We start from the raw sequence: 13,570 nt of genomic DNA on the forward strand, positions 1-13,570 counted from the left end.
CGGCTGTGGCGCAGGCTCCGGGGTCAGGCGCAGCATCTCACATCCCGCCAGCATGACCGGCAGGGTCAGTACAGCCAGTACGGTGAGTCGACGAACGCGATTCGGCATGTCCGTGACGATACGCAAGGCCGTGACAGTGGAAAAGGCGCAGCGAATCTCGAAATCTCAATATTTGAGCGTTTTCAAAACAACTGGCGCTAATAACGAAGTAAAGAAGAAAGTAATTCCTGTGATAATCATGTGATGCAAACGGGGTATACTTGTGATCCCCGTAATAAACCCGGGATGCGGGCAAATACTCATTGCTCAATACCGTTTGATCGCCAATTCTCAATGGCGAAGCAAGGTCTCCCGCCTCCCCAGACCAATTGCCGGATCCACCGGCACGGCGAGGAATACCTGCTGAGCTAGAGACGGAGGATTCGAGATGAAAAAATCGACAATCGTCGCCCTGGCGCTGACTGGTTTCGTTGCCATGGGCTGCAGCAACATGAACAACACGCAGCAGCGCGCAGTGTCGGGTGGTGCCATGGGCGCCGCCGGCGGTGCCGCCATCGGTTTATTGACCGGCCACACTGTCGCAGGCGCGCTGATCGGTGCCGCCGCAGGTACGGCTGGCGGTTTGATCGTGGACTCGAATGAGAAGAGCAACGGTCGAAAGTAAGTTTCTGAGTTGAGTTTAGCGGAGCGGCGCGTCATGCCTGCCTCAACCCCGTGGTGGAGCACCCCCTCCACTGCCGCGCCGCGGCCCGGTCGCCGACCCACCCTCGGCCTGGCCGCTGCCATCGTCGCCTCGGTGTTATCCGGGGCGACGATGGCTGATCCGCTAAAGACTTCTGCCGGTACTTGGCATGCCAGCGCGCCGGCCTCGGCAGGTCCCGCTGCGATAGGCCAGGTTATGCCCTACGCCACCTACACGGCCCCCTATGGCATCGACCGCGGCACCTGCGACCGCGGTTCGCTGGCCCGTCGGGCCGCTCCCGGCTCCGCTGCACTTGTCGGCGCCCGGATCGGTTCGAGCATGGACCAGGTCGATCAGGCCTGCGTGGCGCGCGTGCTGGAATTTGCGCCGGACCGGGCGCCGGTGCGCTGGTATGGCGCGCCGAAGATGGATTACGGCGGGCCGGCGTTTGCCGTCACGCCGCTGCGCACGTTTGAACGCAACGGGCAGTTCTGCCGCGACTACCAGGCGATCGCCACGATCCACGGTCAGGACGAGCAGAGCTACGGCACCGCCTGCCGCATGACCGACGGGGTCTGGCGCATAGCAGGCTGAAATTTGGCCGGCGGACTTGAAACGAGGCTGCGCAGGATTGCCGGCCGCTGAACGTGAACCACCACTGCAACATCACTTCGCCCGGGCAGGAAAGCCCAGTGAGTATGGAGGCGACTTATGCTGACGAATACACTGCTGCTCTACATGACCCAGGAAGCCATCGCCAAGGCGCGCGCCAAGCTGACGACGCGCAAGGGCGAGGCGGCCACCAAGGACGACGTGCATATCGCCTCCGAGCCGCCGGTCTGGCAGACGCGCCGTCATTCGGCCAAGCCGCGCATCACCCTGCGCCACTGACGATTCATTCCGAAATTTGAGATCGACGGCCCGCCTCCCCGGCGGGCCGTTTTCGTTTGCGACTAGATCAGCAGCGGTTGATGTCGGCGAGGATGACGCGGGCCTGCTGCATCATGGCGCGGGCGATGGCGGCGCGCTGCTGCTGCCCGCCCGACAGCGTGGACGCGCGCTGGAAGGCGCATTGCGCGATACCGCGCGCTTGCCCGTCCTGAAGGTTTTCGATAGATGGGCGATCTCGATGGCCGCACGCATGCGATTCCCCGCTGTTTCCGTCTTCGGGGATCGCTGATAGCAATGCGGCGTGACAGTTCGATTGCGGTTCGGCGACGCCAGGGTGAAATCCCCGGCCGCATTTCGGATCGTCAGGGTTACCCACAGGACCATCTGCAGACAGGTCTAGACAGCATGACGCCGCGTTTCGCCCTCTATGCCGCTCCGGCCACGGATCACCCGCTGCACGAGATTGCAGCGCGCTGGCTCGGCTGGGACCCAGAGACCGGTGCGGAATATCCGGCCCAACCGGCAGCAGGACTCGACGCCGGGCGGATCGCGGCGCTGACCGCCGAGCCGCGGAGATACGGTTTCCACGGCACGCTGAAGCCGCCGTTTTTCCTGGCCGAGGACTGCGACGAGGGCCAGCTGATCTTGGCGCTGGAGAAATTTGCCACGACGCGCAAGCCGTTGCGTTTCGCGCTCAAGCCGGCCGCACTGGGCAGCTTTCTGGCACTACGGCCGGCGACGCCATCGGCGGAACTGGATGCGCTGGCCGCCGACTGCATCCGCGACTTCGATCGTTTCCGCGCGCCGCCGTCGGAACAGGAACTGGCCCGCCGCCGCGCCGCCGGCCTGAGCGAACGGCAGGAACAGTATCTGCGCGACTGGGGCTATCCTTACGTGCTGGACGAATTCCGCATGCATTTCACGCTGACCGGACGCATCAGGGATGAGGCCGAGCGCGGTCAGGTTCTCGCGCATCTGACCGAACTGACGGCGCCAGCCTTGCGCAGCGAGTTCACGCTGGATGAAATCTGCCTGTTCGTGCAGGGCGATCCCGGCGCGAAATTCCGTGTCGCCGGCCGCTACCGGCTGGGCGGCTAGCCGCGCGTACCCTCGTAGATCAGGCGGATGCCAAGCGCCGCCATCACGCCACCGGCCAGCCGGTCGATCCAGCTCTTGGCATTGAGGTAGACGCGGCGCGGACCGCCAGCCGAGAAGGCCGTGGCGACCAGCGCATACCAGCCACATTCGACCGCGAAGATCGCCGCCGGCAGTGCGAGCGCCAGCCAGAGCGGCAGTGGCTGCGCCGGCAGCAGGGCTGCAAAGATGCCGGCATAGACCACGGCGGTTTTCGGATTGCTCAGCTGGGTGACGAGGCCGAGCAGCACGGCGCGCCAGAATCCGTGGCCGGCCTCACCAGTGGTATCGACGGTCAGCGGTTCGCGCGCACCGCGCCACAGCCGCCAGCCGAGAGTGAGCAGGTACAGCCCGCCGAGAATCTTGAGGCCGAGATAGAGCCAGGCGACCTGCGCCAGCAAGGCAATCAGCCCGAGCAGCGCCAGCATGGCAAAAGTGAGTCCGCCCAGCCCCATGCCAAGTGCAGTACCCAGCCCGGCGCGACGCGACCCGGCGATGGCGGTGCGCGCCACCAGCACGAAGCTCGGTCCGGGGCTGATCGCGCCCAGTGCAATGGCGAGGATGATGCTGAAAAGCGGCAGCAGGCTGTCCATGGCGACTCCACAAGGCTGAGCGCAGTATGGCCGATCAGGCGCACTTTTGCAGCAGAGTCATCAGGGCCGCGACACCCTCAGCCAGCGAACCGTCATTGCTGATCTGGACTACATCGGTACCGTCAAGCCGAAACGCGGCGGCGCGCTGCAACCGCGCTTCGATACCAGCCGCGGATTCGCGGCCACGACCCTGCAGCCGGGATCGCAGCACCTCGGGGGAGGCATTGATCGCCAGCACCAGCAGGCCGGGGTATTTCGCCCGCGCCTCGTCGATCACGCCGCGCGACACATTCACGACCACCTGCCGGCCGGCACCGAGATCGGCGTCGATCGAGGCCGGAACGCCATATTGCAGGCCATGCGCCGGCCAGAACAGCGCAAACGCGCCGCGTGCCACCATGACGGCGAATTCGGACTCGGAGACCGCTATATAATCTTCGCCGCCCAAACCGGCGGCACGGGTAATCGTGCGCCGCGGAAACACGACATCGTCGCGTCCGCTCAATGCCGCACGCAGCCCGTCCATCAGGCTGTCCTTGCCCACCCCGCTCGGCCCCGTCACCAGGACGAGGCGACCGTTTGCAGCAGTCATTTCAGGCAGGCGCTTTCATGGCAGCGGCGACGATCGGACGGTAATGCGCCAGATCCGGCGTCTTCAGCTTCGGTGTCTTGGCCGCGTCGTCCCAGCGCCGCAGCATTACGGCATCGCGCGCATACGGCTGCGCGATGAATTCGGCAGCTTCGACGTCGCTATAGATACCGCCTTGGACTTCGAGGCTCATCTGCGAGCCTTTGGAAAGCCCGGCCCAGTAATGCGACTCGGCCTGGCAGAGGTAGCGCTTGGCTTCGACATGCAGACGCACCGGTTCGACCACAGCTGCCGAGAAATGACGCTGCAGCCAGTCGGCCGCGAGTTCTTCATGCTCGGCATCGATGCCACGCTCGACCTGGCCTTCGTCACCGTCGCCGACCAGATGGCCGATATCATGCAACAGGCAAGCGGTGATCAGTTCGGGCGAGGCACCGGTGCGCTCGGCATGCATGGCGCATTGCAGCGCATGTTCCAGCTGACTGACGCCTTCGCCGCCGTAACGCTCGGCGCCGGCCTTTTCCAGCAGGGTCATGATCCGGTCGAGAATCTGCATGATTGCCTCCGTTACATCACACGCCGGCCTCCGCGCCACACGGCGCGCACTACCGGCGTCTCGTCGATCATGCTGATGCGCAGCAGGTCGGCGCGCTTGCCGGTTTCGATGGCGCCGCGATCCGTGAGTCCCACGGCGTCAGCCGGATTGCTCGATGCCATGGCGACAGCCTGCGGCAGCGTGATCTGCGGCAGCTGTCCGGGCAGCAGGAACACCGATTGCAGCATGCTGCTGGGCACGTAATCCGACGAGATGATATCGAGCTGGCCTTTCTCGGCGAGCGACCTGGCGGAGATATTCCCCGAATGCGAGCCGCCGCGCACCACATTCGGCCCACCCATCATCACCTTCATGCCATGCTGGCGCGACAGTTTCGCCGCCTCATGCGTGGTGGGGAATTCCGCCACTACCATCCTGTCGGCAGCCGCTTCGGCCACATGCTCGGCGGTGGCATCGTCATGGCTGGCCAGAGGCAGCCCCTTGGCATGACACAATGCCACCACCTTGCGGCGGTTCTCCGCGCCCCAGGCCTGCGCATTGGCGATCTGCTCGGCCATGAACGTTTCCATCTGCTCGTCGGTCAGGCCGAACTTACCCTGGTAATACTGGCGGTATTTCTCCGGATTGACGAACTGCCGCTGGCCCGGCGTGTGATCCATGATCGAGACCAGCTTGAGCCAGCTTAAGGACGACATCGGTTCGATCAGCTCCATCAGATCCCTGAAAGAGATTTCGCAGCGCAGATGCAGCAGGTGTTCGGCGCGTAGCATGCCGCCCTTCTGCGCCGCTTCGATGGCAGCGATCATGTCGCGCAGGATCTGCAGCCGTACCGAGCCTTCGCGCACATCGCCCACTGCCACAGCATCCATCACCGTGGTGATGCCGGCGGCCGCCACCTGGGCATCGTGGTTGATCACCGCCAGCCGGGCCGGCCAGCGCACGCCTGGACGCGGCGCGAAATGTTTTTCCAGATTATCTGTGTGCAGTTCGACCAGGCCGGGCAGCAGATAGTCGCCATCGAAATCCTCGGCCGAACGAATGGCCGATGGTCCAGTGCCGATATCGACGATCACACCGTCGCGGACAGCCAGGCTGCCGCCGGTGATTTCATCCTTGCGTCCGATAATCCGGGCATTGGTAATGACAAGATCGGCACTCATGCCGCAACTCCCTGGCTTTCCAACGGCAACAGACGTGTGGTGATGGCCGCGCGCGTATCGGCATCATGCACGATGGCGACAATGGCTGTCCCACGCTGCCGCGCATCATCGATCAGATTTATGACAATTTTGCGGTTCGTTTCATCCAGTGAGGCGGTCGGCTCATCCAGCAGCAGGATCGGATAATCGGCGCAGAAACCGCGCGCGATATTGATGCGCTGCTGCTCGCCGCCCGAAAACGTCGCCGGCGGCAGGCTCCACATCTTCTCGGCGATCTGTAACCGGGCCAGTAATTCGGCCGCCTTGGCCCGCCCCGCCTGTTCGCCGGCACCGCGCGCCAGCAGCGGCTCGGCCACGATATCCAGGGTCGGCACCCGCGGGATGACGCGCAGGAACTGCGTGACATAACCCAGCGTGCGGCGGCGGATCTCCAGTACCACACGCGGTTCAGCCGCCACGATATCGACTGGCGTATTCTCATGGCGGATCAGGATGCGACCCGCCTGCGGCCGGTAGTTGCCGTAGATCGAGCGCAGCAGCGTGGATTTTCCCGCGCCCGAGGGCCCATGCAGGGTGACGCATTCGCCGGCATTCACGCCGAAGCCGGTATTGCGCAGCACCGGCAGGGCGATGCCGCCGCGCAGATGTAGGGTGAAGGTCTTGTCGAGGTTCTCGACCTTGATCATCTCGGTCATGGCATCACACGCTCAGCACGGAGGAAACCAGCAGCTGCGTATAGGCATGCTGCGGATCGTCGAGCAGCTGGTCGGTCAGGCCGGCCTCCACCACCTGGCCGTGCCGCATCACCATCAGGCGATGCGCCAGCAGGCGGGCGACGCCCAGATCATGTGTCACCACGATGCAGGCGACATGATGCTCCTGCACCAGCCGGCGGATCAGGTCGAGCAGGCGGGCCTGCACCGAGACATCGAGGCCGCCGGTCGGCTCGTCCATCAGCACGATGCGCGGCCGGGTGACAAGATTGCGGGCAATCTGCAGGCGCTGCTGCATGCCACCAGAGAAGGTCCGCGGCAGGTCGTCGATACGCTCCGGTGCGATCTCGACCGCCCGCAGCCAGTCCAAGGCCGTGTCTCGCAGCTTGCCGTAATGCTTGTCGCCCAAAGCCATCAGCCGCTCACCGATATTGGCGCCGGCCGAGAAGCCCATGCGCAGTCCGTCGCGGGCATGCTGCTGCACGAAACCCCATTCGGTGCGCATCAGGTGGCGGCGCTGCGCGTCCGAGGCCGAAGCGAGATCGACGATGCTGTTACTGGCGGCGCGGTACAGAATCTTGCCGCTGTCGACCGGCAAACGCCCGGCGATGGCATTCAGCAAAGTCGATTTTCCCGAGCCGGATTCACCGACGATGCCAAGCACTTCACCGGGCCAGAGATCGAATGAGATGTCGTGACAGGCCACATGGCGGCCGAAGCTCTTGTTCAGAGCTTCGACGCTGAGCAGCGGGGTCTGGTCAAGATCAGGTGTCATTCCGCTGCCTCTTCCTTGTAGGGCGCACTCATGCGGCCGGTATGGCCGGCCGCGCGGCGCTCACCGCAATAGTCGGTATCCGAGCAGACGAACATCCGCCCACCGCGATCATCGAGGATCACTTCATCCAGGAAGCTGTCCTGCGCGCCGCAGAGCGCGCAGTCTTCCGGCCAGCGCTCGACCTCGAAGGGATGATCCTCGAAATCCAGCGGCTTGACCTCGGTATAGGGCGGCACGGCGTAGATGCGCTTCTCACGCCCGGCGCCGAACAGCTGGAGCGCGGCATTCATATGCAGCTTCGGCGTATCGAATTTGGGGATCGGCGAGCAGCGCATCAGGTAGCGGCCGTTCACCAGCACCGGATAATCGTAGGCCGTGGAGATATGGCCATGCTGGGCAATATCCTCATACAGCTTCACATGCATGACGCCATACTCCGACAGCGCATGCATCTTGCGCGTCTCGGTCTCGCGCGGTTCCAGCCAGCGTAAGGGCTCCGGGATCGGCACCTGGTAGACCAGGATCTGGCCTTCCGACAGCGGCGTCTCCGGCACGCGATGGCGCGTCTGGATCAGGGTTGCCTCGCGGGTTTTCTCGGTGGTGGCGACATTGGTCATGCGCACGAAGAAGTGCCGGATCGACACGGCATTGGTGGTGTCGTCCGCGCCCTGGTCGATCACCTTCAGCACGTCCTTGGCGCCGATCACGGCGGCGGTCACCTGCATGCCCCCGGTGCCCCAGCCATAGGGCAGCGGCATTTCGCGACTGCCGAACGGCACCTGATAGCCCGGGATCGCCACCGCCTTCAGGATGGCGCGACGCAGCATGCGCTTGGTCTGCTCATCCAGGAAGGCGAAGTTGTAGCCAGCTAAAGTAGCCGAGGTTTCGTAAGCCTGGTTCATTGCGCGGCCTCCGCCAATTCAGCTTTCCGTGCTTCGGCCGCAGCGATCTCAGCGCGCATGGTGCGCACCAGGGTCAGCTCGGCCTGGAAATCGACATGGTGCGGCAGCTTGAGATGCTGCACGAAGCCGGAAGCTTCCACGTTGTCGGCATGGTAGAGCACGAATTCGGCATCCTGCGCCGGCGCGGTGATATCCTCGCCCAGTTCCTCGGCGCGCAGCGCACGATCCACCAGCGACATCGCCATCGCCTTGCGCTCGGCATAACCAAAGGCCAGCCCGTAACCGCGGGTGAATTTCGGCGGCTCGCTCTTCGAACCGACGAACTGGTTGACCATCTGGCATTCGGTGACGGTGATGTCGCCGATATCGACCGCGAAACCCAGTTCGGGAATCTCGATCTCGACCGCGACTTCGCCGGTGCGGATTTCGCCGACGAAAGGATGCGAACGGGCATAGCCGCGCTGCGTCGAGTAGCCCAGCGCCAGCAGATAGCCCTCGTCGGCGCGGGCCAGAGTCTGCAACCGGATGTCGCGCCCGGCCGGGAAAGAGAGCGGCTCGCGCGTCAGGTCGCCCACCACGGCATCGTCGGCATCAGGCTGTTCGCGTTCGATCAGACCTTCGGCATTCAGCAGATCGACCACCTGCGGCAGATGATCGGCCAATGCGCCCTTCCCTTCGGCCTGCGGCGCTGCGCCTTCGGCTTCCAGTGCGAAATCGATCAGGCGATGCGCGTAGTCAAACGTCGGACCGAGCAATTGCCCGCCCGGCATATCCTTGAAGCACGACGAAATGCGGCGCGACACTTTCATATTGCCGGTATCGATCGGAAGCGAGACCGCGAGGCGTGGCAACGTCGTGCGATAGGCGCGCAGCAGGAAGATCGCCTCGACCTGATCGCCGCGCGACTGCTTCAGCGCCAGGGCTGCCAGATCGGGATCGTAGACCGAGCCCTCGGTCATGACGCGATCGACGCTGCCGCTCAGCTGTTCGCGAATCTGTGCCACGCTGAGTTCGGGCACATCGGGATTGCCACGGCGATCCTCGGCCAGCAGCTGGTGGGCATTGCCAATCGCGGCCTCGCCGCCTTTCACTGCCACATACATGTCAGGCTCCTTCGATGGAGATGGCGGTGCTGCGCGGCAGCGCGACCAGATCGCGGCCGCAGCCCAGATACAGATCGACACCGCGCGGGAATTCGATGGAGAGCGCGGTGCGTTGCCGCCACACGCTCTGGCCCAGGCCGCAGAAGGGCATGGCAATGCCGTCCTTGATGCCCGGGCCTCGCCAGATCATGGCGTTTGCGCCCGTGAGGCCCGGCACCTGTATGAGAAGCGTCGCGCCGCGCTCGGGCGATTCATCGGTGCCGAAGGAAAAGCTCTCCAGCGCTGGCATCTGCGCGGCGTCAAGCAGTGCAAAGACGGCCAGTTCAGCTTTGGCCGTCAGCGGCGCGCCGCTGTGAAAGCGCAGCCAGGTCTTCACGGCCTCAGAGTCGAAGCCCGGGCCGAGCCAGACCGGCGTATCGAGATCGGCCAGGGTCAGCAGGGCAGCAGCCAGCGCCGGCGACAGACCCTCGGGATGACCGGCCTCGGTCTCCACTGTGGTGACGCGGCCCGGCCGCGCCATCGCATCAAGCAGGGCGCGAAACGCCTGCTGGCTCTGCTGTACCGGATCGTCGAAGCCCGTGGCGGGAGTGATCGTCGTGGTCATGCTCAATCCCCCCCGCGCACCAGGGTGAAGAAATCGACCCTGGTGGCGGCCACCTTGGCGGCGCGCGTGCGGCGCTCGTCGGCCAGTTTGCGTTCGACCGGCGCGATCAGCAGCCGTTCGATCCGTTCCGCGCCGGCTGCATCCTGGCTCAGTGCATCGAAGACGGCGACCAGCTCGGCGCGGCGGCAGTCGCGACCCTGCACATAGCCGACACCCATAGACTGACCGGCCCCTTCCAGCGCCACGACGCAGCGCGACACCGTCATTTCGCCGAGATTGAACCGCTGGCCCACGCCGCCGGCGCGCGCCCGCACCATGGTCAGGCCGGTCTCGGGCTGCTTGAGCCGGCGCCATTCCGGCGGGGCCGGCAGCGCGGCGAGCGCCGCTTCCAGCGTAGCGCGGTCCGCACGGGCCAGGAGGCGGAGGCGGCGCTGGCGCGCGCCGATCTCCGGATCCGTCTGGGTGGCTTGAGCCGTCATACTCGACCTCTTGCGCATTGGTCTAAATTTGTCTAGACATCTATATATTCAATACGCCGATGCCGCGACTGCAGCAAGCCATGTCATGGCGAAGTTTTTATGACGGAGCGGTAAATGTCTGAGATGGCAGAACGCATCGAGCGGGGCCCGGTTGAACGGGGGACTGGCACGGCGGTGTGGCGCCAGATCGCCTTGGCCATGGAGCAGGCGATCCGCCGCGGCGACTACAAGCCGGGCATCCAGCTGCCGACCGAAAAGCAGCTGGCCGACCGTTTCGGCGTCAACCGTCATACCGTGCGCCAGGCGATGAACCGCCTGGCCGAAACCGGCCTGGTCAATATCGAACAGGGCCGCGGCATGTTCGTCGCCGAAGGCTCGCTGGACTATCGCATCGGCGCGCGCACGCGTTTCACCGAAAATCTGCTGACCCGGCAGAAGAAACCGTTGCGCGAACTGATCTCGGCCGACCAGATCCCCGCGCCGGCCGATATCGCCCGCGCACTCGGCATTCCCACCGGCGCGCCGCTGTGGCAGATCGAGACGCGCAACCATGCCGACGAGCGCGCCGTCAGCATGAGCAGCCATTTCTTCAGCGCCGACCGCTTTCCCGAAATGCCGGACCATTTCCGCCGCGCCAATTCGATCACCGGCGCGCTGAAACTGGCCGGGGTCGCCGACTATCATCGCCGCACCACGCGGATTGCCGCCAAACTGATCGCCGCCGGCGATGCGCGCCTGCTCGACCTGCCGCGCACCCGGCCGGTGCTGATCAGCGAAACCGTGAATGTCGATGAACGCGGACGCCCGGTGGAGTACGTCCGTGCTCGGTTTGCCGCCGACCATGTGACGCTCAGCATCGAGCATCTGGAATAGGCCGGCCTGCAGCAGCAAAATTGTACACAATCCTGATTGACGATTCCGGCCCGGCTCGGTAGGGCTTGGAGCAAGCGCCGCAGTCCCATTGGCGCAGGGGTGATCCGGTATGTTCGATCTGGCAATGGAATGGCTCAATCTGGTGCTGCGCTGGATGCACCTGATTTTCGGCATTGCCTGGATCGGTTCCTCCTTCTTCTTTGTCTGGCTCGACAATTCCTTGCGCAAATCCGCCGACCAGCAGGCCGGCGTGCTGGGCCAGGCCTGGCTGATCCATGGCGGCGGCTTCTATTTCACCGAGAAATACTCGGTCGCGCCGCCGCAGCTGCCGGCCGAGCTGCACTGGTTCAAATACGAGGCCTATTTCACCTGGATCAGCGGCTTCTTCCTGATGGGCGCGCTGTATTATGTCGGCGCCGACCTCTACCTGATCGACGACAAGGTGCTGGCGCTGTCGCGCGCCGAGGCGATCGGCTTCAGCCTGGTGTCGCTGCTGCTGGGCTGGATCGTCTACGACCTGCTGTGCCGCTCGCCGCTTGGCAAGAGCGATGCCGCACTCGCCATCGTCGGCTTCGCTTTGCTGGTCTTTGCTGCCTGGGGCTATACGCAAATCTTCTCGGCCCGCGCAGCTTACTTACATGTCGGCGCACTGATCGGCACCATCATGGCCGCCAATGTGGCGATGAATATCATCCCGAACCAGAAGATCGCCGTGGCGCAGATGATCGCCGGCCAGGCGCCCGATCCCAGCTTCGGCAAGATGGCCAAGCAGCGCTCGCTGCATAACAATTACCTGACCCTGCCGGTGCTGTTCGCCATGATCAGCAACCATTATCCGGTCACCTATGGCCACCCTTACGGCTGGGTGATCCTCGCCGTCGTCATGGTGATCGGCGGTCTGGTGCGGCATTTCTTCAACCTGAAGAACCAGGGCCGCGGCACGCGCTACGAATTTCTCGTCGTCGCCTTCCTGCTCACGATTGGCCTCGTCTTCTTCACCCACTGGGACCCGCGCCGCGTGCAGCTTTCCGAGGGCGTGACCTTTGCGCAGGCGCAGGCGGTGATCGCCGCACGCTGCACGGCATGCCATGCCGCGCGGCCGACCTTCGACGGCATCGCCGAAGCGCCCAAGGGCGTGATGCTGGAAACCCCGGCGCAGATCCGTCGCTTTGCCTCGCTGATCAGCCAGCAGGCCGTGCGCACCGAGACCATGCCGCCGGGCAACGCCACGCATATCACAGCGGAAGAGCGCCAGCTGCTCGGTGCCTGGATCGCCGCCGGGGCGAAGACCAACTAGACCTAGTGTGCGCGCTGGTGCGCCGGCGGGGCAGCACCGGAACCATAGCCGCGCAATTCATCATAACGCCGCACCTGCGTCTCGGTCAGGGCCGCGCGGGTTTCCAGATGCGTGGCCAGATGCACGGCACGCAACTGTCCCTGCAACAGGCCGATCTCTTCGCTGCGGGCCTGCAAAGCAGCGGTATCGATGCGGCGCTCGGCAAACATCCGGTCGAAATCGCGCTCGGCCGCCACGATCTTCTGGCCCAGCGCCATCGCCGCCGCAGCCATACGGCGTTTCTGGTCTTCCAGCGCCATGACCTGCTCCGTATTCAGGCCGAGAGCAGATGCCATCTCCAACGCGTGTACCGGACCGGGATAGGAGTTCAATTCGGCGGCGCGGGCCAGCCCCATGCCGCGTCCGGCGAGCAGATCGGCAGTTTCCTGTTCCGACAGCGCCTTGATGCCGCGCGACTGCTGCCCGGCATAGGGCTGAGGATGCTGGGCCAAAGCCACCGATGCGGCCAGGATAATGACAAGTGACAGAACGATGCGGGTCATGGCACCTCCAGACCTGCAGCCTAGGGCGAATGCCTGTGCCCGCGTATGATCCGGATCATATCAGCTGGACCCGGTCTTTCTTCCGGCGCAGCCTGCGTTCCGCCGTCAGCCGGGCCAATGTCCGATAGACGACTTCATGGCTCAGCCCCAGTTCCGGCGCGATCACCGTCCAGGGCCTGTCGAGCGTCACCACGCCATCCGGATTGGCCTGCAGGCGCAGCCAGACCAGCAGCCGCTCACGCGCCGACCTGATGTTGCGCAATTCAAGCTGCCAGCGCAGGTTCCGCACCTGCCGGCTGAGATCTGCCGCGAAAGCCAGACTGGACTCGGCATCGCCATGCAAGGCGGCCAGCAGCGGTGCCCTGGCAATCACGGCGACGGAACTGTCGATTTCGGCCACGGCATCGCAATGATACTGACTGGCAAACAACGCTGCCTCGGCGAGCCCGTCGCCCGCACGGGCCACATGCAGCGTCACGGCGCTGCCATCGGCCAGATGCCGCACCAGCCGCAGACGCCCCTGTTCGACACGGAATATCGCCTGTGCGCGGTCGCCCTGGCGAAACAGGCAGTCGCCCGCAGCAAGCCGGCGCTGTTTTGCCTGCCGGGCGGCCTGCGCCAGCCAGCCGGACTCTTCCGGCCTAATAGGGCACCTTATCGGGCTTGGTGTCCCATTC

The 13,570-nt window shown here is 64.6% G+C and carries 20 protein-coding genes and 1 pseudogene (2 of these 21 running past the window's edge); 7 read left to right on the forward strand and 14 right to left on the reverse strand.

The features are described from left to right. The 4 genes from CTR53_RS15375 to CTR53_RS15390 form a co-directional block, all read left to right on the forward strand. Nucleotides 1-201, forward strand: a 201-nt coding sequence (locus CTR53_RS15375) for a hypothetical protein (protein WP_290815228.1), incomplete at its 5' end; no start/stop codon positions are given. 226 nt (nucleotides 202-427) lie between these two features. Next, nucleotides 428-664, forward strand: coding sequence for a YMGG-like glycine zipper-containing protein (locus CTR53_RS15380; RefSeq protein ID WP_290815230.1), 237 nt, complete (start codon nucleotides 428-430; stop codon nucleotides 662-664). A 33-nt stretch (nucleotides 665-697) separates the two neighbouring features. Further along, a complete protein-coding gene (locus CTR53_RS15385) occupies nucleotides 698-1,276 on the forward strand; it encodes a hypothetical protein (RefSeq protein WP_290815232.1) in 579 nt (192 codons plus the stop codon). 117 nt (nucleotides 1,277-1,393) lie between these two features. Beyond that, entirely contained in the window at nucleotides 1,394-1,573 is a 180-nt protein-coding gene (locus CTR53_RS15390) for a hypothetical protein (protein ID WP_290815234.1), read from the forward strand. An 82-nt stretch (nucleotides 1,574-1,655) separates the two neighbouring features. On the opposite strand, the pseudogene CTR53_RS15395 reads toward CTR53_RS15390, so the two are convergent. Then, nucleotides 1,656-1,763, reverse strand: a pseudogene (locus tag CTR53_RS15395) (ATP-binding cassette domain-containing protein); the annotation flags it as partial. A gap of 215 nt (nucleotides 1,764-1,978) precedes the next feature. On the opposite strand from CTR53_RS15395, the gene CTR53_RS15400 reads away from it, so the two are divergent. Beyond that, the gene (locus CTR53_RS15400) at nucleotides 1,979-2,671 is read left to right on the forward strand and encodes a DUF1045 domain-containing protein (RefSeq protein WP_290815236.1); all 693 of its coding nucleotides are present in this window, start codon (nucleotides 1,979-1,981) and stop codon (nucleotides 2,669-2,671) included. Here the strand turns inward: CTR53_RS15400 and CTR53_RS15405 are convergent. Genes CTR53_RS15405 through phnG form a run of 10 tightly spaced genes read right to left on the reverse strand, consistent with a single transcriptional unit; the run spans nucleotide 2,668 to nucleotide 10,181 of the window. Next, complete coding sequence (locus CTR53_RS15405) at nucleotides 2,668-3,300, reverse strand: LysE family translocator (protein WP_290815239.1); 633 nt, start codon at nucleotides 3,298-3,300, stop codon at nucleotides 2,668-2,670. The genes CTR53_RS15400 and CTR53_RS15405 overlap by 4 nt on opposite strands. A 34-nt stretch (nucleotides 3,301-3,334) precedes the next feature. After that, nucleotides 3,335-3,892, reverse strand: a complete 558-nt coding sequence (phnN, locus tag CTR53_RS15410; protein WP_290815241.1) for a phosphonate metabolism protein/1,5-bisphosphokinase (PRPP-forming) PhnN — start codon at nucleotides 3,890-3,892, stop codon at nucleotides 3,335-3,337. A 1-nt stretch (nucleotide 3,893) separates the two neighbouring features. Further along, on the reverse strand, nucleotides 3,894-4,445 hold the full coding sequence (locus tag CTR53_RS15415; RefSeq protein WP_290815243.1) for a phosphonate degradation HD-domain oxygenase: 552 nt from the start codon (nucleotides 4,443-4,445) through the stop codon (nucleotides 3,894-3,896). 11 nt (nucleotides 4,446-4,456) lie between these two features. Then, the gene (locus tag CTR53_RS15420; protein ID WP_290815245.1) at nucleotides 4,457-5,605 is read right to left on the reverse strand and encodes an alpha-D-ribose 1-methylphosphonate 5-triphosphate diphosphatase; all 1,149 of its coding nucleotides are present in this window, start codon (nucleotides 5,603-5,605) and stop codon (nucleotides 4,457-4,459) included. Next, entirely contained in the window at nucleotides 5,602-6,300 is a 699-nt protein-coding gene (gene phnL / locus CTR53_RS15425) for a phosphonate C-P lyase system protein PhnL (protein ID WP_290815247.1), read from the reverse strand. Before phnL ends, CTR53_RS15420 begins: the two co-directional genes overlap by 4 nt. Before the next feature lie 4 nt (nucleotides 6,301-6,304). Continuing rightward, a complete protein-coding gene (phnK, locus tag CTR53_RS15430; protein ID WP_290815249.1) occupies nucleotides 6,305-7,093 on the reverse strand; it encodes a phosphonate C-P lyase system protein PhnK in 789 nt (262 codons plus the stop codon). Next, nucleotides 7,090-7,995, reverse strand: a complete 906-nt coding sequence (locus CTR53_RS15435) for an alpha-D-ribose 1-methylphosphonate 5-phosphate C-P-lyase PhnJ (protein WP_290815252.1) — start codon at nucleotides 7,993-7,995, stop codon at nucleotides 7,090-7,092. The genes phnK and CTR53_RS15435 overlap by 4 nt, the downstream gene beginning before the upstream one ends. After that, nucleotides 7,992-9,098 carry a carbon-phosphorus lyase complex subunit PhnI gene (locus CTR53_RS15440; protein ID WP_290815254.1) on the reverse strand — a complete coding sequence of 369 codons (1,107 nt, stop codon included), beginning with the start codon at nucleotides 9,096-9,098 and terminating at the stop codon, nucleotides 7,992-7,994. Before CTR53_RS15440 ends, CTR53_RS15435 begins: the two co-directional genes overlap by 4 nt. Before the next feature lies 1 nt (nucleotide 9,099). Then, nucleotides 9,100-9,702, reverse strand: a complete 603-nt coding sequence (gene phnH / locus CTR53_RS15445) for a phosphonate C-P lyase system protein PhnH (protein WP_290815256.1) — start codon at nucleotides 9,700-9,702, stop codon at nucleotides 9,100-9,102. Between the two features lie 2 nt (nucleotides 9,703-9,704). Next, nucleotides 9,705-10,181 carry a phosphonate C-P lyase system protein PhnG gene (gene phnG, locus CTR53_RS15450; protein WP_290815258.1) on the reverse strand — a complete coding sequence of 159 codons (477 nt, stop codon included), beginning with the start codon at nucleotides 10,179-10,181 and terminating at the stop codon, nucleotides 9,705-9,707. A 114-nt stretch (nucleotides 10,182-10,295) separates the two neighbouring features. Here phnG and phnF point away from each other — a divergent pair, with 114 nt between their 5' ends. Next, nucleotides 10,296-11,054, forward strand: coding sequence for a phosphonate metabolism transcriptional regulator PhnF (gene phnF, locus CTR53_RS15455; protein WP_290815260.1), 759 nt, complete (start codon nucleotides 10,296-10,298; stop codon nucleotides 11,052-11,054). Between the two features lie 109 nt (nucleotides 11,055-11,163). Then, nucleotides 11,164-12,351 carry a urate hydroxylase PuuD gene (locus CTR53_RS15460; protein ID WP_290815263.1) on the forward strand — a complete coding sequence of 396 codons (1,188 nt, stop codon included), beginning with the start codon at nucleotides 11,164-11,166 and terminating at the stop codon, nucleotides 12,349-12,351. A 2-nt stretch (nucleotides 12,352-12,353) separates the two neighbouring features. Here CTR53_RS15460 and CTR53_RS15465 read toward each other — a convergent pair whose 3' ends face one another. Next, a complete protein-coding gene (locus tag CTR53_RS15465; RefSeq protein ID WP_290815265.1) occupies nucleotides 12,354-12,893 on the reverse strand; it encodes a hypothetical protein in 540 nt (179 codons plus the stop codon). Between the two features lie 55 nt (nucleotides 12,894-12,948). Further along, a protein-coding gene (locus CTR53_RS15470) for a Crp/Fnr family transcriptional regulator (protein ID WP_367158984.1) crosses the window boundary here: on the reverse strand, nucleotides 12,949-13,570 show its 3' portion. The gene runs 56 nt beyond the window's last position; the window shows 622 of its 678 coding nt (coding positions 57-678); the start codon falls outside the window, past its right edge; its stop codon occupies nucleotides 12,949-12,951. Then, nucleotides 13,535-13,570, reverse strand: partial view of a nucleoside deaminase gene (locus CTR53_RS15475; RefSeq protein WP_290815269.1) — the 3' portion only. The gene runs 375 nt beyond the window's last position; the window shows 36 of its 411 coding nt (coding positions 376-411); the start codon falls outside the window, past its right edge; the stop codon is at nucleotides 13,535-13,537. Before CTR53_RS15475 ends, CTR53_RS15470 begins: the two co-directional genes overlap by 92 nt.

It is taken from the genome of Ferrovibrio sp. (assembly GCF_002796975.1).
Lineage (GTDB): Bacteria > Pseudomonadota > Alphaproteobacteria > Ferrovibrionales > Ferrovibrionaceae > Ferrovibrio.

Coding starts and splice junctions, on each gene's coding strand:
- CTR53_RS15380 (WP_290815230.1), top strand. CDS start 428: ATGAAAAAATCGACAATCGTCGCCCTGGCGCTGACTGGTTTCGTTGCC.
- CTR53_RS15385 (WP_290815232.1), top strand. CDS start 698: ATGCCTGCCTCAACCCCGTGGTGGAGCACCCCCTCCACTGCCGCGCCG.
- CTR53_RS15390 (WP_290815234.1), top strand. CDS start 1,394: ATGCTGACGAATACACTGCTGCTCTACATGACCCAGGAAGCCATCGCC.
- CTR53_RS15400 (WP_290815236.1), top strand. CDS start 1,979: ATGACGCCGCGTTTCGCCCTCTATGCCGCTCCGGCCACGGATCACCCG.
- CTR53_RS15405 (WP_290815239.1), bottom strand. CDS start 3,300: ATGGACAGCCTGCTGCCGCTTTTCAGCATCATCCTCGCCATTGCACTG.
- phnN (WP_290815241.1), bottom strand. CDS start 3,892: ATGACTGCTGCAAACGGTCGCCTCGTCCTGGTGACGGGGCCGAGCGGG.
- CTR53_RS15415 (WP_290815243.1), bottom strand. CDS start 4,445: ATGCAGATTCTCGACCGGATCATGACCCTGCTGGAAAAGGCCGGCGCC.
- CTR53_RS15420 (WP_290815245.1), bottom strand. CDS start 5,605: ATGAGTGCCGATCTTGTCATTACCAATGCCCGGATTATCGGACGCAAG.
- phnL (WP_290815247.1), bottom strand. CDS start 6,300: ATGACCGAGATGATCAAGGTCGAGAACCTCGACAAGACCTTCACCCTA.
- phnK (WP_290815249.1), bottom strand. CDS start 7,093: ATGACACCTGATCTTGACCAGACCCCGCTGCTCAGCGTCGAAGCTCTG.
- CTR53_RS15435 (WP_290815252.1), bottom strand. CDS start 7,995: ATGAACCAGGCTTACGAAACCTCGGCTACTTTAGCTGGCTACAACTTC.
- CTR53_RS15440 (WP_290815254.1), bottom strand. CDS start 9,098: ATGTATGTGGCAGTGAAAGGCGGCGAGGCCGCGATTGGCAATGCCCAC.
- phnH (WP_290815256.1), bottom strand. CDS start 9,702: ATGACCACGACGATCACTCCCGCCACGGGCTTCGACGATCCGGTACAG.
- phnG (WP_290815258.1), bottom strand. CDS start 10,181: ATGACGGCTCAAGCCACCCAGACGGATCCGGAGATCGGCGCGCGCCAG.
- phnF (WP_290815260.1), top strand. CDS start 10,296: ATGTCTGAGATGGCAGAACGCATCGAGCGGGGCCCGGTTGAACGGGGG.
- CTR53_RS15460 (WP_290815263.1), top strand. CDS start 11,164: ATGTTCGATCTGGCAATGGAATGGCTCAATCTGGTGCTGCGCTGGATG.
- CTR53_RS15465 (WP_290815265.1), bottom strand. CDS start 12,893: ATGACCCGCATCGTTCTGTCACTTGTCATTATCCTGGCCGCATCGGTG.